Source organism: Streptomyces luteolus (assembly GCF_029968015.1).
GTDB classification, from domain to species: Bacteria; Actinomycetota; Actinomycetes; order Streptomycetales; family Streptomycetaceae; genus Streptomyces; species Streptomyces luteolus.
On record NZ_JASCIS010000047.1, the window covers coordinates 1 to 14378 of the forward strand.

The 14378-nt window shown below is 71.0% G+C and carries 13 protein-coding genes and 1 pseudogene; 10 read left to right on the plus strand and 4 right to left on the minus strand.

The window, feature by feature from the left end; translation table 11 throughout:
* Positions 1 to 84: 84 nt before the first annotated feature.
* From QIT00_RS31640 to QIT00_RS31655, 4 genes are all read left to right on the plus strand, one after another.
* Positions 85 to 1203 (plus strand): fatty acid desaturase family protein, encoded by a 1119-nt coding sequence (locus QIT00_RS31640; protein WP_282538900.1) that lies wholly within the window; start codon positions 85 to 87, stop codon positions 1201 to 1203.
* A 369-nt stretch (positions 1204 to 1572) separates the two neighbouring features.
* Complete coding sequence (locus QIT00_RS31645) at positions 1573 to 1755, plus strand: hypothetical protein (RefSeq protein WP_282538901.1); 183 nt, start codon at positions 1573 to 1575, stop codon at positions 1753 to 1755.
* Between the two features lie 31 nt (positions 1756 to 1786).
* Positions 1787 to 2095, plus strand: coding sequence for a hypothetical protein (locus tag QIT00_RS31650; protein WP_282538902.1), 309 nt, complete (start codon positions 1787 to 1789; stop codon positions 2093 to 2095).
* Between the two features lie 127 nt (positions 2096 to 2222).
* On the plus strand, positions 2223 to 5909 hold the full coding sequence (locus tag QIT00_RS31655) for a HEAT repeat domain-containing protein (RefSeq protein ID WP_282538903.1): 3687 nt from the start codon (positions 2223 to 2225) through the stop codon (positions 5907 to 5909).
* A 31-nt stretch (positions 5910 to 5940) separates the two neighbouring features.
* Here QIT00_RS31655 and QIT00_RS31660 read toward each other — a convergent pair whose 3' ends face one another.
* The 3 genes from QIT00_RS31660 to QIT00_RS31670 form a co-directional block, all read right to left on the minus strand.
* Positions 5941 to 7050 (minus strand): hypothetical protein, encoded by a 1110-nt coding sequence (locus tag QIT00_RS31660; RefSeq protein WP_282538904.1) that lies wholly within the window; start codon positions 7048 to 7050, stop codon positions 5941 to 5943.
* Positions 7051 to 7198: 148 nt separating this feature from the next.
* The gene (locus QIT00_RS31665; protein WP_282538905.1) at positions 7199 to 7534 is read right to left on the minus strand and encodes a hypothetical protein; all 336 of its coding nucleotides are present in this window, start codon (positions 7532 to 7534) and stop codon (positions 7199 to 7201) included.
* Between the two features lie 27 nt (positions 7535 to 7561).
* On the minus strand, positions 7562 to 8224 hold the full coding sequence (locus tag QIT00_RS31670; protein WP_282538906.1) for a class I SAM-dependent methyltransferase: 663 nt from the start codon (positions 8222 to 8224) through the stop codon (positions 7562 to 7564).
* A 205-nt stretch (positions 8225 to 8429) separates the two neighbouring features.
* Here QIT00_RS31670 and QIT00_RS31675 point away from each other — a divergent pair, with 205 nt between their 5' ends.
* From QIT00_RS31675 to QIT00_RS31695, 5 genes are all read left to right on the plus strand, one after another.
* A complete protein-coding gene (locus QIT00_RS31675; protein ID WP_282538907.1) occupies positions 8430 to 9206 on the plus strand; it encodes an MHYT domain-containing protein in 777 nt (258 codons plus the stop codon).
* Positions 9207 to 9258: 52 nt separating this feature from the next.
* Positions 9259 to 11844 (plus strand): sensor histidine kinase, encoded by a 2586-nt coding sequence (locus QIT00_RS31680; RefSeq protein WP_408909893.1) that lies wholly within the window; start codon positions 9259 to 9261, stop codon positions 11842 to 11844.
* The gene (locus QIT00_RS31685; protein WP_282538908.1) at positions 11841 to 12278 is read left to right on the plus strand and encodes a roadblock/LC7 domain-containing protein; all 438 of its coding nucleotides are present in this window, start codon (positions 11841 to 11843) and stop codon (positions 12276 to 12278) included. The genes QIT00_RS31680 and QIT00_RS31685 overlap by 4 nt, the downstream gene beginning before the upstream one ends.
* Before the next feature lie 45 nt (positions 12279 to 12323).
* Positions 12324 to 12746: a DUF742 domain-containing protein gene (locus QIT00_RS31690; protein WP_282538909.1), complete on the plus strand. Its 423-nt coding sequence runs from the start codon at positions 12324 to 12326 to the stop codon at positions 12744 to 12746.
* Between the two features lie 266 nt (positions 12747 to 13012).
* Positions 13013 to 13624: a GTP-binding protein gene (locus QIT00_RS31695; RefSeq protein ID WP_282538910.1), complete on the plus strand. Its 612-nt coding sequence runs from the start codon at positions 13013 to 13015 to the stop codon at positions 13622 to 13624.
* Between the two features lie 8 nt (positions 13625 to 13632).
* Here QIT00_RS31695 and QIT00_RS31700 read toward each other — a convergent pair.
* A pseudogene (locus QIT00_RS31700) lies at positions 13633 to 13737 on the minus strand (PPOX class F420-dependent enzyme); the annotation flags it as partial.
* Positions 13738 to 13813: 76 nt separating this feature from the next.
* Between QIT00_RS31700 and QIT00_RS31705 the strand changes: the two are divergent.
* Complete coding sequence (locus QIT00_RS31705) at positions 13814 to 14221, plus strand: roadblock/LC7 domain-containing protein (protein WP_282538911.1); 408 nt, start codon at positions 13814 to 13816, stop codon at positions 14219 to 14221.
* The last annotated feature ends 157 nt before the right edge of the window (positions 14222 to 14378 follow it).

Genomic DNA, 14378 nt, shown 5'->3' on the forward strand with positions numbered 1-14378 from the left:
ACCAGTTCACGCAGACCAGTTCACGCAGACCAGTTCACGCAGACCAGTTCACGCAGACCAGTTTACGCAGACCGGAGTCGCTCCATGTCGCAGACCAGCCTGGCGGAACCCGAGGGAGAGCTCGCAGGAGCGCTCCCCGATGTGGGCGTGGGCAGGCAACAACGCCCGGAAACAGGCGCACGCGCGGAGGAGGGCGGCGAGCCGAGCGGCAGCGAATTCGCGCCCCTCCTGCGCACCGTGCGCGAGCAAGGCCTCCTGGAGCGCAGGACCGGCTGGTACACCCTGGGCATCGCCGCCAACGCGCTGGCGCTCACCGCGATCGTCGTCGGCCTGTTCGCGGCCGGGGACAGCTGGTGGACGCTGCTCCTCGCCGTGCCGCTCGCCGTGTTCTCCGCGCGAACGGCCTTCATCGGCCATGACGCCGGGCATGCCCAGATCACCCGCGGCCGCCGTGCGGGCCGGGCCATCGGCCTGATCCACGGCAACCTTCTCCTCGGCATGAGCGCGGCCTGGTGGAACGACAAGCACAACCGGCACCACGCGAACCCCAACCACCTGGAGAAGGACCCCGACGTCGCCCCCGACGTCCTCGTCTTCGCCACCGCACACGCGCGGGGACGGACCGGCCTGCACGGATGGCTCACCCGCCACCAGGCCTGGCTGTTCTTCCCGCTCTGCCTGCTCGAAGGCCTCAACCTCAAGGTGCAGGGCCTCCGCGATCTGCGCCGCCAGACACCGCGCGAACGGGCCGTCGAGGGGCCCCTGCTCCTCGCCCATGTCGCCGCGTACACGGCACTGCTCCTCTCGGTCCTCTCCCCGGGCAAGGCGATCGCGTTCGCCCTGCTCCACCAGGCGCTCTTCGGCCTCCACCTGGGCATGGCCTTCGCACCCAACCACAAGGGCATGGAGATGCCCGACGGTACGGGCGAACGCTGGGGGCACCTGCGCCGCCAGTTCCTCACCTCGCGCAATATCGGCGGCAGCGCACTCACCGACTGGTTCCTCGGCGGCCTCAACTACCAGATCGAACACCACCTCTTCCCGAGCATGCCCCGCCCCCACCTCCGCCTGGCCCAGCCACTCGTCCGCGCCCACTGCCGCCGCCTCGGACTCCCCTACGCCGAGACCGGACTCGTCGACTCCTACCGGCAGGCTCTCCGGCACCTCCGGGAGGTGGGGGAACCGTTGCGGGCGGAACGCTGAGGCGAGGCGAGGCGAGGCGAGGCGACGTCGGCGCTCCGGTGGCTCCGGTGGTTTCGGTGATTCCAGGGAGTCGGTGGCTCGCGGCCGGGGGATCCGGGGCGCGTCAGGGTCGGATCAGGGTCAGGTCAGGGTTCCGGACGCTCGACAGCAGGGGGACCTCCAGAGGGAGACTGGAACCAGGACGTGCTCGGGCCCGTTCTCCGTACGAAGGCGGCTTCGGCCGTACTGAGACGGCATCGGCCGTACGAAGGCGGTAGTGGTCCCGCGAAGGCGGCCGTGGTCGTACCGAAAGCCGCGTCAGACACGAGGCGGCACGCAGAGAACGCGGCACCGGGCGAACGTCCCCAGGGCCGCAGAGGAGGCGACGTCATGTCGAACAACGCGAAGATCGCCATCGGGGGCGTGGCGCTCGGCCTGTTCCTGTGGATCTGGCTGCCGCTGTGGGCCGTGGTGCTGATCGTCGTCGGCGTACCCGCCGCGGCATATCTCACCCTCGACCCGTCCCAGCGCCGCAGACTCCGTCGCACGCGGCGTCGTGAGATCGGGCGGTGAGGAAGCACGTGCTGATGGGAAGGGCGGCCGGATGACGAGCGGTGCCGCCTTCGCTTTCGTGCGCCACGTGGACGGGCTCCGCCACCACTTCGAGAGGGTCGGCGAGCGCCATGGCCGGCCGGCCTTTCGCCGAACCGACGGAGTGGTGTGGTGCGTCTGGGCGCCCGATGAAGGCTGGCACTGCGAGATCGCCGACGGCGTCGTCACGGCCCACCCCGTGGACAGCCCCGGCAACGAACCCGAGCCGCCCGCCACGGTCTGGCGCAGCTTCAAGGACGACCGCTCCTACCTCTACGACCTGCGTCCGTTGCAGAGCCCCGCCGAACCCCGTAGGTACTGAATCGCACCACGGAGGTCCTGTGACAACGAGTCCCTCGGAAAAAGGAGTTGCCCACCCGACGCCCCACCCGCACCATGTCCTCCATGACTTCCGGAAAGGAGGCCCAGCGACCCCACGGTGATCGCTGATGGCCACACCCGCATCCACACCCGCATCCCCTGAGCCGCAACGACCGCAGCAGGCCTCGCCGCCCGCCCCGCAACCCCTCACGCCGGGCTGGCTCAGCGCCCACTTCGACCCGCTGCCGTTCCCGGCCCGCACGAGCGCCCTGGCCCGCTACGCCAGAGCCCTCACCCCGGCCGCCTATCAAGCCCTGCACCACGCCCTCGACACGGGCACCGACCATGAACGGCACAGGGCACTCTTCCTCGCCGTCGCGCGCCGCGACCTGCCCACCGTTGCCGCCGCCCTGAACGACCCGGTGCTGCGCCGCCGAGCCCTGTCCGCGACGATCCGCCTCCCCGTACCCGAACAAGCCCTGGAAGAACTGACGTTGAGCCCCCTTCGGGCCGTACGCCACGACACGTACCGAGTCCTGAAACACAGCCGTCGCAGAGCCCTCGCTGACGCCCTGCTGCCCAGGGTGCACGAGCGGTACGGCGACGACGACGCGGCCCGGCTCCTGACCGCCTGTCCCGCCTCCACCGCAGACAGGTGGCTGCCGCGACTCGACCCACCGCACGGCGTTCTGCGCACCTTGGCCCGCACGGCACCCGTCGCGGTCGCCCGGTTCCTCGCGGACAGGCATGCCCGCATCGAGCCACACGACCGACGCGCCCGGTACGCCTTCGACCGCGTCCACCGTCCGCTCGCCTGTCTCGTGGCCCGACGTGATCCGGACGCCGGTCTCGTACTGGTGGGGGCGGCGCCGCACCTGCTCGAAGGCGAGGCCGTGCTGTCCGTGCTGCGCCGGCCCGCAGCCGTACTCGAAGCGCTGCGCGCGGCGCCGGAGCAGCGGCGGAAGCTGCAGGAGGAGGAAGCCTACGGCGGCACTCCGCGCGCTGAACTACCGGTTCCGCCAAGCCCGTTGCCGAGGTCCGTCCGCGAGGCGCTGCTGCGCCTGTCGCACGAGGACCTCGCCGACCTCGCGGAGCGCTGCACGGAAGGGGGCCCGCCGCCTCGGCTTCCGACAGCGGTACGAGGTGGCGCCGGACGGGCTCCTCACGCTGCTTCCGCCCGCCGAACGCCGCCGCGTCATCTCCCGCAGGGCGGAAGGCCACCGCCGCGCCTCGGCGCGCTGTCCATCACCGCCCTCGCTGCTCTCGCACCCGAGGACCGCGCCGAACTGACGGCCGCAGACCGCGAGCGCCGGACCCACGGCGCGCGCAACGCCAGTCGCCGCGCCGTGGCCCTGCCCCTCGACCAGGCCGAGCCGATCCTCCTCGACCTCGCCGCACAACACCGCCCCCATCACCGCGCGCTCGCCTGGCCTGCTCTCCTCGCCTGCGCGGAACTCAACGGCGACCCGCAGGAGTTCGTACGCATCGCGACTGTCTGCGAACGTGCCTGGCACGACCGGGACGAAATCCGACTCCGCACCCTCACCCAACTCGCCGGAGCCCCGAAGCGCCTGATCGCCGCGCTGCCCAGGAAGGTCCTGCGGGACGTAGCGCTGACCGCGGTCCAGTCGGGCGACACCTCTCCTGCCACTCTCCTGGAGGCGGACCGGCTGCTGCGCCGCACCACCGTGGGCGCGGCCGACCGCGACGATCACGTGAACGCCGCCCATGGCGTCGAGTTGCTGTGCGAGCTCCTCAACGACCCACGGCACCCGTCGCATCCGCAGCCTGCCACCTCCCCACCGCGCAGCCGCGGCGACCGCCGCCGAGCCGGAGCCGTACCGGCCCTGCCCCTCGACGCGGCGACAGCGCAGGCTGTCTGGGCGGCAACAGCGCCACGCACCCGAGACACCCCCACGCTGTGCGTGCCGCTCGCCGAACTCCTCGCGCCCCACCTCCCGCACCTGCCGGAACTCGACGACCACGTGCACCACATCGCCCTGCACGCGGACGACCCGACCCTCGCCGCGCGCGCCGCCGAAGCCTGGGTCACGCCCCGTCGACTGCGCGAGCAACGCTGCGCCGAACTCCTCGCCCACGACCCGTCGTACGCCCTCGTACCGCGCATCCTGCACACCGTCACCACACGCCGCACCGACCTCCTGGACCAGGTCATCGCAGCAGCGGCGCACGGTCTCACCGGGCACCTCCGCCCACGCCCCATGCCCTGGGCACCGCGCATCACACCCGCCACGATGGGCCGCTGGCTGCCCGAACAACGCAGTGCCCAAAATCAGCACTACGCGCGCGTGGCCCAGGACGAAACAGCCCCACTGCACACCAGAGCAGCGGGCGCCTCCCAACTCCGCGCCCGCGACCTGCTGACCACCCTCGCCGCCGACGCCCCACAACCTGTCGCCGCGGCTGCACTCACCGCCCTCGGAGCCCCCGACGAACCACAGGCGAACCAGGACGAGTTGCACGTACTGCTCCTGCAGCACGCGGGTACCGGCGGCGTCCGCGGACGCGCCGCCATGGCCGCACTGCGCCGCCTGCTCGCCGGCCGACCCGCCGACGAGGCCATCGCGCTCCTGAGCGGAGTCCTCACCACACCGGGCTCACCGGTCGGCAGCCGCAAGGAAGCCGCCCGCGCCCTCGGTGAACTCCCCGACGCCGACGCCTTCGACGTCCTCCTCGCGGCCTGGGACACCGACGGCCAACACCGGGACGTGCGAGCCGCCCTCGCCCCCTTCCTGGTACCTGGAATCGACCGCCCGGACATCGCCGCCCGCCTGGCCGCCCACCTGACCGAGCCCGCGATCCGTGACACCGTGCTCCACGCGCGCGTGCAGCACGATTCCGCGACTGTCGCGCCACCGTCCACCGCCTTTCTGGCGTTCCTCATCCGGCTGTTGCATCGCCGTACGGACACGGACCGTGAGACCACTCTCGCGATCTGCCGGGTGCTGCCGAACCGGTGCGCTCCCGACCCGGAAGCCGCACTGAAAGCGCTGGCCGGACTGATCGCCGACCCGGCCCGCGAGCCTGAGGTGTGGGGTGCGGCGGCGGAGGCACTGGGACGCTTCCCGTGCGAGGGAACAGCGGCCCGCAGGGTGCTCCCGCCGCTGTGGAACGACCTGCGCACACGTGCGCGCACAGCAGGTACGGGAGACGGTCCCCCTGCGCATGGCGGGATGCCTCCCGGTTCGCACCGCCCTGACGCCCTACGCCGCCTCGCCGCCTGCGCGGACACCATTCAGAACGCTTCTCGACACGGTCACGCAGCTGGCCCCGGTGCGGCCCCGGGCCCCGGTGCGGACTCCGGATCCGGCGCGGACTCCGGATCCGGTGGGGACTCTGCTTCTGGTGGGGGCTGGGGCGAGGTGGTCGACGGCCTCGCGGACGCACTGGAGGCCGTCGGCCTGCATGAGCGCGCGGTGCGACTGCTGCGAGGTGCTCTGGTGAGTGCGTTGCAGCGGGGTCGGCAGTACCAGCCGGAACGCTGGGACCGCCTGCTACGCACCGTCGAAGAACGCCCGCCCCTCCCCGGCCCCTCGCCGCTACTACCGGCCTCCGCACCACCCTCGGCCCCCGCCGCCCTCATGTCCGCTACGGAACCAGCCCTCGCAGCGGTACGAGACCTCCGCGCACGCGGTACCAGCGCAGCAGGACGGCTCGCCGTCGAGCTCGTGCGGGCCTGCGGCGAACGCTCTTCCTGGTCGCCCGTCTGGCGCGCCGAACTCGACGCGCTGCGCGGCCACCCGGACACGGAGACGTCGGCCGAGGCGCTGCTGGTGGATCCCGGCGTCGACTGACGTCATTCGGCGCCATCAGCCCCGGCCGCACTCAAGCAGGCCGTACCGCCATCTTGTCCAGGGCCTCGAGGAGCGCGGGCAGTTCTGGGCCCCGGCCCACCGGCAGCACCTCGCCGGGCTCTTCGTCGAGCAGCACGAACGCGATGTCGTCGGTCCGGGCGACCAGGGACCAGCCCGGACCGTCGGCCCGCAACGTACGCGCCTCCTGCGTGGCGAACGCCGACCGCACGCGACCGAGAGGAGGCGGCGCGTCCACGTACCCTCGCGCCTCCTCCAGCACGCGCAGCACCCCGCTCACGGGCTGAGCCGCCTCGGTGCTTACGGATCGAGACCGCACTGCGGCACCGTCCGCGCCTTCGGGGCCCTTTACGTATTCGGCACCGGCCGAGCCTTCGGTGCCGTCCGCGTCTTCGGTCTCGGAACCTGCATCGGACCCGGCTCCGGCCATCGCCTCGCCCTCGGTGGAGGTGCCCGCGGCGTCCGGGGCCCCAGCCGCGGCCTCGGCGTCGGCCTCGGCGTCGAGGTCGGGCTCGGCGTCGGCCTGGGCCTCGGCACCGGGCTCGGAATCAGGGCTCTGAGCGGCGACCCCGGCGCCCGTCGACTCCGAGTCGCTCTCCGCGTTCTCAAACTCCGAGTCGTCTATCTGTGCCCGCCAAGTAGCCCACTGGAGGGCTATCTCGTCCGCGCCGAGCCGCCGTTGGGCAGGCCCCCACGTGCTGGTGTCCGGTGGCGTGAGCACGCGAACGGAGGAGTCGTCGCCCTCGTCTTGGTCCGGCTCCGGGTCGTGCGGGGCGGGCACGCCGGGGGCAGCGACGGCCACGGCCAGTGGCCAGCCCGGCAGCGCGGCCACGACGGTTCGGTCGTCCGGCGAGAGGTCGTACTCCATACCGCAGTCCCACGAGGCGATCGCCACGGCCACGAGGGACACGTCGTCCACGACCACCGTCCACCGCGCGCCGTCGACGTCCTGCCCGAGCACGAGTCCGTACCCGTCGGCGACCGGGGTGAGGCCGAGCGCTCCGCACGCCTCCGGAAAGTCGTCGCCGAGCACGCTCGGGAACTTCGCGGGCGTCAAGAGCACCGCTGTGAGCACCAACAGCGCGTCGTCGTCGGCGGCGACGGCCTTGCCCGTCCCGGCCATGGCATCCTCCACATCGCTTCGTCCGTCGGCGCACCTTAACGAGTGGGTAACTCGCGCGTCGAGGCCCGGTGATACGGGAAGTGGCTCGTCGCCGCGCTGATCCCCTCTGCCGGCCGGCGCCGAGGAGTCGAGCCGACGCCGGTCGAGTTCAGGCGTCCGGAACGACCCCCTCCACGGCAGGCAGGTCGAGGAGGGCGCGCGCAACCGCTTCCGGTGACTCGCCGCGCTCCCTGGCCAGGTTGAGGACCGCCCGCGTGGCGAGTTCGCTCACTCCGAAGGAGAGCGCCTCGGGCGAGACCCAGCCTGCGGCCTCGTCCATCCGGTCGTGGTCGTCGGCCGCCGACGCGGATATGTAGGTCGCGGCCGCCTCGAAAAGGTTGTGCGTGGTCTTGGTCTTGGGGTGTTCACCCGTGGCCGCTGTGAGTGCGGTGCCGCCCGAACCGCGTCCGTCCGGCCGGAAAATGCCGCGGATTCTGTCGTACATCAGCTGATCCCCTTCCCCCTGTGCGGTTCAGGCCAGCGCGTTCCGCGTGTGGTCGGCTGGGTCCTGCCGGACCGCGCGAGCCAAGAACCTGGTGTCCTCGTCAACGTACGACATCATGTGCCATCCCGAACTGGCCAGCAGCGGACGCAAGTTGGCCTCGTCCCGCAGGTCGTCCGAGGTCAACTGGCGGCCCTGACGGGCTGCGAGTGCCGCGCGCCCGATGGGATGGAAGAGCGCGAGCTGCCCACCGGGGCGTACGACGCGAGCCAACTCACGGAGATTCTCGGCCGGTTGCGGCAGGTGGGCGATCAGGCCTGCGGCGAATACCGCGTCCAGCGATCCCGTTCGTACCGGCAGCGCCGACACATCCGCGCGCACCAGTTGACCGGCGCGATCCCGGCCCGCCTCCACCGCCGCGTCCAGCATCTCCGCCGTCAGGTCCGCTCCCACGACCACGCCGTCCGCACCCACGGCAGCGCGCAGCGCGGGCAGCGCGCGCCCCGTGCCGCAGCCCGCGTCGAGGACGGCGGCGCCGGGGCGCAGGCCGAGCTCCGCGACCGCCGCTTCGTACGCCGGCCCGTCGTCCGGGAAGCGGGAGTCCCAGTCGGCGGCCCGCGCCGCGAAGAACTCCTGGACCCGGGCCGGGTCGTACTCCTTGAACTGCCGTCCTCGGCCGTCTTTCTCGCTCATGTGTTCATGATGGCGCAGCCCACTGACAACGGCGTCCGCCGACAGCCGGGCAGCGGCAAACCTGTGGACAACTCTCCCTCGTACGTCCGTGCGGTGCGCATGTTCGACCCTGGCTCGGTCGTTCAGGAACATATCCGTGTCATATTCCGCCAGCTTTCGAACTGCGCCCCCTGCGCGCCCCCTTCAGGTCTAGCGTCCCTGAGCCATGGGACACCTGGACCACGCCGCCTTCGGCTGGCTGACCCCCGTGCTGTCGTACGTCATGGCGTGCATCGGCGCCGCCCTCGGGCTGCGCTGCACCGTCCGCGCCCTGGCCGCCACCGGCCGGGCCCGACGCAACTGGCTGATCACCGCCGCCTCCGCGATCGGCACCGGCATCTGGACGATGCACTTCGTCGCGATGCTCGGCTTCAGCGTCAGCGGCACCGAGATCCGCTACGACGTGCCGCTGACCGTGCTGAGCCTCCTCGTCGCGATGCTGGTCGTCGGCGCCGGCGTCTTCGCCGTCGGCTACGGCCGGGACCGGGGCCGAGCCCTCCTCGTCGGTGGCCTCACCACCGGCCTGGGCGTCGCGAGCATGCACTACCTGGGCATGGCCGCCGTCCGCCTGCACGGCTCCGTCGACTACGACCCGCTGCTCGTCGCACTCTCCGTCGCGATCGCCGTCGTCGCAGCGACCGCGGCCCTGTGGGCGGCGCTCCACATCACCTCACCACTCGCCGTGGCCGCTGCCTCCCTGGTGATGGGCGTCGCCGTCAGCAGCATGCACTACACCGGAATGATGGCCGTGAGCGTCCGTGTCGACCCGTCGAGCGCCGCCCTCCCCGGAGCCACCGCGATGCAGTTCGTCTTCCCTCTAGCCGTCGGCCTCGGCTCCTACCTCTTCCTCACCTCGGCCTTCGTCGCACTCTCCCCGACAGCCGTGGAACACGAGGCATCCGCCTCCGCCCAACGACCGGTCGAGAGCGCCACCGCCCACTGATCCCGCCCCCGGTGGTTGCAGACCCATCCACCACGGCCCGAGCGAGGAGGCCATGCGCACACCCCGCCGCACATCCGGCCCCAACTCCCCCTCCAAGAAGGGCACTTCGCCGCCTGCACAGCAGACGGGCGTCGAACCGGCCTCCGAGGCGAACCCGCCGCCCCGGTCCGGCCGCCGAGCGCACGCGGGCCGCCCCGCCGAAGAGGAGCAGGAGCAGCCGTCTCCTGCTGCCGCCGATCGCCCCACGACGCCACAACCACCACCACGCACGCGTGCGTCACGATTCCGGCTCCGCCCTCGCACCGTGCGCGCCAAAGTCGTGTGCCTGCTCATGGTGCCCGTCGTCTCGCTGCTCGCCCTGTGGGCGTACGCCACCGTCACCACAGCCCAGGACATGGCCCGCCTCAGCCAGGCACAGCGCGTGGACACCCACATTCGCGCACCCATCGGCGCCGCCGTCACCGCACTCCAGGCCGAACGCCGCGCCGCCGTCAGCTACGCCACGAAACCCAACGCACAAGCAGCCACTGAACTCGAACAGCGGTCAGCAGCCACCGACCGAGCCGTCGACCGATTGCGCCTCGCCCCCGGCCACACCGTCGCCGCCGGCAGCGACCTCCCACCCGAAGTGGCCCGGCGCCTCACCGACTTCATGGCAAGGGCCGATGAACTCACCGCACTCCGCAAGGGAATCCGCGACCGCGACAACAACGGGAACGACGCATACGAGCAGTACACCTCCACCATCACCACCGCGTTCGGCGTCACAGGAGCCCTCACCGGAATCCACGACCCCCAACGCACTTCCGACGCGCGCGTGCTGCTGGAAATCGCCCAGGCCGTCGAAATGACAGCCCGCCAGGACACCCTGCTCAGCTCCGCCCGGCTGACCGGCACCCTCGACGGCACATACCTGCACGCCTTCATCGGCGCCGTCGAGACACGGCGCACCCTTACCGGAACCGCCGTACACGACCTGCAAGCGGCCGACCGGCAGGCCTGGCGCGAACTGCAGAAGACCAGCGCCTACCGCGACATGCGCCAAACCGACGACGCCGTCCTGACCGCCTCCAGCCCCGCGAAGGCGTACGCGGCTGTCAGCGGCATGAAGAGCGAAGAGGCCTACCGGACCGTGGCCGAGGGCCTCCGCGCCATCGAAAGCGACACACGAAGCGACGCGGTGAGCCGCGCTGACCCACTGACCCGCGGCGCGCTCTCCCCGGCCGGAGCCGCAGTCCTCCTCGGCCTCCTCGCGGTCGCCACGTCCCTCGTGATCTCCGTACGCATCGGACGCGCCCTCGTCGTCGAACTTGTCGACCTCCGTAACAGCGCCCTGCAGATCGCCCGCCACAAACTCCCGCAAGCCATGAGCCGGTTGCGAGCCGGCGAAGAACTCGACGTCCACGCGGAAGCCCCGCACGGCTCCGCCGCCGACGACGAGACCGGACAAGTCGCAGAAGCACTCAACACCGTGCACCGCGCGGCGCTGCACGCCGCCGTCGAGCGCGCCGAACTCGCCGACGGCATCTCCGGCGTCTTCGTCAACCTGGCCCGCCGCTCCCAGATCCTCGTGCACCGCCAACTCAACCTGCTCGACGCCATGGAGCGCCGCGCCGACGACCCGAACGAACTCAGCGACCTGTTCCGGCTCGACCACCTCACCACGCGCATGCGCAGGCACGCCGAGAGCCTGATCATCCTCTCCGGCTCACCCCCCGGCCGCGCCTGGCGCGCCCCCGTCCCCCTGACCAACGTCGTCCGCGCCGCCGTAGCCGAAGTCGAGGACTACGCGCGCGTGCAGGTCGAACACTTCCCGGAAGCAGCGGTCGTCGGGTCAGCCGTCGCCGACGTCACCCACCTCCTCGCCGAACTCGTCGAAAACGCAACCCAGTTCTCCCCACCGCACACCCGAGTCCGTATCAGCGGCGAACCCGTCGGCAACGGCTACGCCCTCGAAGTCGAGGACCGCGGCCTCGGCATGGGCCCAGAGCGCCTCGACGCCGCCAACCGCCGCATCGAGCAGTCCGACGCCCTCGACCTGTTCGACAGCGACCGCCTCGGCCTGTTCGTCGTCAGCAGGCTCTCCGCCCGCCACAGCATCAAGGTCCACCTGCGAACCTCACCGTACGGAGGCACCACAGCCGTCGTCCTGCTGCCGACCACTCTCCTCAACCAGGCACAAACCGGCGCGGAACGGCAGCCCCGAGCGCTTGAGAACACAGCGCCTGCGAAAACGGCGCACAGAACAAGCACTTACAACGGCCGAGAACTCGGCGAAAACACCCTCCACGCGCGTGTGCCGGAACCGAGCCAACCGACCGTGCGCCCCGGAACGACCACCCTCACGCTGCACACCAGCACCGGCACTACAAGCTCTGAGCCCGTCTCCGATTCCAAGGGCCTCCCGCGCAGAGTGCGCCAAGCCAGCCTCGCCCCGCAGCTCCGCGAGCAACCCGCCCCAGACGCCCCACCCGAGCCACCGGCTGCCGAACCCGGGGAACGCACCCCGGAACAGGTCAGAGCACGTATGACGGCCTACCGCGACGGCTGGGCCCGAGGCGGCGGCCGCCCACCGGGAAGCCCCGGAACCCAGCGCCCGCCCACACGCGGAGACAGCTACGAAGGAGACCGCGCATGATCGACCAAACCGGTCACAGAGACGCCGACACCACCGGCCAACTCGACTGGCTCCTGGACGACTTGGTGACCCGCATCCCCGACGTACGCCACTGCGTGATGCTCTCCGGCGACGGCCTCGCCATCGGCTGCTCGCACACACTCCGCCGCGACGACGCCGAACACCTCGCGGCCGTCGCATCCGGCTTCCACAGCCTCGCCAAAGGTGCGGGCCGACACTTCGGCGTCGGGGGAGTACGACAGACCATGGTCGAAATGGATCAGGGCCACCTCTTCGTCGCCGCAGCCGGAGACGGCTCCTGCATCGCCGTACTGAGCACGGCCGTCGCCGACATCGGGCTGATCGCCTACGAGATGGCCCGCCTGGTCAAACGCGTCGGCGAGCACCTCCACACCCCGCCTCGGCGCACAGAACAACGTCCCGCCGCACGATGAGCAGGAAAGGCGGCCGTCACACATGAACACCGAGGAGGGCCCCGAGTGAACGCAGACGAGGGCCCCGAGGGCGTCGGCCGCCCCCGGCCCGGCAGCCACTGGTACGACGCCGAAGCCGGCCCCGTCGTCCGCCCCTACGCCATGACCGGCGGACGCACCGACCCCGGCCCGAACGCCGCGCACTTCGACCTCATCGCCCTCGTCGCCCTGGACACCGGCGCCCCCGCCCCGGGCGCCTACACCTCCCTCGGACCCGAGCACCGCGCGCTGCTCGAACTCTGCCGCGTAGAAGCCCAGTCGGTCGCCGAACTCGCCACGGACGCGGACCTTCCCGTGGGAGTCGTCCGCGTCCTCCTCGGGGACCTCCTGAACCGAGGCTGCATCCGCATCAGCCGCCCCGTACCGCCCGCACACCTACCGGACGAACGCATCCTGCGCGAGGTCATCGACGGCCTGCGGGCTCTGTGATGAGCACACCACCGCCGCCAAAACGCCCCCTGCAGAGCCCATACCTGCCCCCATATAGGAACCACTTGGACGCCCAACGGTCAGAACACACAATCCCCGGTCCCGGCCCCCGAGCCAGAGCCCCCGGACCCGATACTGCTGCCCAGCCAGAGACGCCACCCCACCGAAGGAAGCCGCCACCCCTCAGCAACCGTCACCGCGCGTGTCGCGCAAGCGCGTCACGCGCGGCACGTACCGACTCCCCGCACCCCCTGAGAGAAGTGACCATGGCCCCTGAGCGCTTCTACGCCGACAGCGGCGACTCCACCGCGTTGGCCCTGAAGATCCTCGTCGCCGGCGGATTCGGCGTCGGAAAGACCACTCTGGTCGGTTCCGTCAGCGAGATCCGGCCACTACGGACAGAGGAACGCCTCAGCGAAATAGGCGAGTCGGTGGACGACACCGCGGGCGTGGACCGAAAAACCACCACCACGGTCGCCATGGACTTCGGGCGGATCACCATCAGAAGCGGACTGTCCCTGTACCTCTTCGGCACACCTGGACAAGCCCGCTTCTGGTTCCTGTGGGACGAGCTCTCATTCGGAGCCCTCGGCGCGGTCGTACTCGCGGACACCCGGCGCCTGGAGGACTGCTTTCCCGCAGTCGACTTCTTCGAGCACCGGCACATCCCATTCGTGGTCGCCGTCAACTGCTTCCCCGGAGCGCGCAGTTACGGAGCCCACGACGTCTCCCGCGCCCTCGACCTCGACCCCGGCACACCCGTCGTGCTCTGCGACGCCCGCGACCGTGACTCCGGAAAGGAAGTGCTGATCAGGCTCGTCGAGTACGCCGGGCGAAGGCACACCGCCCGGCTCCTCGACAGCGTCGCCCAACCCTGACGCACCAGGGAGATACGCGGCGATCCGTCTGCGCGCACGGTCGACAGCTTCCCGGTACGGGTCCCATGTGAGACAAATGCCTGCCATTCGGCGTCAGTCATCTTCTGTGCCATGTCCCCATCCCGTCTTGCCCGCAGCGCGACGGTGGGGAAGGCTGGCGAGCAACGGATGAACGGGGAGGTCCGCATCATGACGCAGAACACCGGACTCGGCTGGTTGCTCGACGATCTGACCAAGCGCGTCGAGCACGTACGGCACGCACTGGTCCTGTCCAACGACGGCCTGGTGACAGGGGCGAGTTCAGACCTCCAGCGGGAGGACGCCGAACACCTGGCCGCGGTCTCCTCCGGACTGCACAGCCTCGCCAAAGGCTCCGGACGCCACTTCGGCGCCGGCAACGTACGCCAGACCATGATCGAGTTCGACGAGGCGATCCTCTTCGTGACAGCCGCCGGCGACGGCAGCTGCCTGTGCGTCCTGAGCTCCGACGAAGCCGACATCGGACAAGTGGCGTACGAGATGACGCTGCTCGTCAACCGCGTCGGCGAACACCTCGGCGTCGGCGCACGTCACCGCTCGCCCGCCGTCGATCTCTGAACGCCCGCGACTCCGAGCGCGCCCGACCCGCCCGACCTGCGGCGACGGCCCGCACGGAGCGGCGACAGAAGGCTGACGTAAATAGCCGGAACCGACCGGCCGCCAGAGTTATCCACAGGCCGAGCGGCCCGAGGCACGACCGAGCTACGGTCTTCAC

What these genes read in the sequence shown, in the direction of transcription:
- QIT00_RS31660 (WP_282538904.1), bottom strand. Translation starts at nt 7,050, where the DNA reads ATGGCCGGGACGGGCAAGGCCGTCGCCGCCGACGACGACGCGCTGTTG.
- QIT00_RS31695 (WP_282538910.1), top strand. Translation starts at nt 13,013, where the DNA reads ATGGCCCCTGAGCGCTTCTACGCCGACAGCGGCGACTCCACCGCGTTG.
- QIT00_RS31705 (WP_282538911.1), top strand. Translation starts at nt 13,814, where the DNA reads ATGACGCAGAACACCGGACTCGGCTGGTTGCTCGACGATCTGACCAAG.
- QIT00_RS31675 (WP_282538907.1), top strand. Translation starts at nt 8,430, where the DNA reads ATGGGACACCTGGACCACGCCGCCTTCGGCTGGCTGACCCCCGTGCTG.
- QIT00_RS31670 (WP_282538906.1), bottom strand. Translation starts at nt 8,224, where the DNA reads ATGAGCGAGAAAGACGGCCGAGGACGGCAGTTCAAGGAGTACGACCCG.
- QIT00_RS31640 (WP_282538900.1), top strand. Translation starts at nt 85, where the DNA reads ATGTCGCAGACCAGCCTGGCGGAACCCGAGGGAGAGCTCGCAGGAGCG.
- QIT00_RS31680 (WP_408909893.1), top strand. Translation starts at nt 9,259, where the DNA reads ATGCGCACACCCCGCCGCACATCCGGCCCCAACTCCCCCTCCAAGAAG.
- QIT00_RS31665 (WP_282538905.1), bottom strand. Translation starts at nt 7,534, where the DNA reads ATGTACGACAGAATCCGCGGCATTTTCCGGCCGGACGGACGCGGTTCG.
- QIT00_RS31650 (WP_282538902.1), top strand. Translation starts at nt 1,787, where the DNA reads ATGACGAGCGGTGCCGCCTTCGCTTTCGTGCGCCACGTGGACGGGCTC.
- QIT00_RS31645 (WP_282538901.1), top strand. Translation starts at nt 1,573, where the DNA reads ATGTCGAACAACGCGAAGATCGCCATCGGGGGCGTGGCGCTCGGCCTG.
- QIT00_RS31655 (WP_282538903.1), top strand. Translation starts at nt 2,223, where the DNA reads ATGGCCACACCCGCATCCACACCCGCATCCCCTGAGCCGCAACGACCG.
- QIT00_RS31685 (WP_282538908.1), top strand. Translation starts at nt 11,841, where the DNA reads ATGATCGACCAAACCGGTCACAGAGACGCCGACACCACCGGCCAACTC.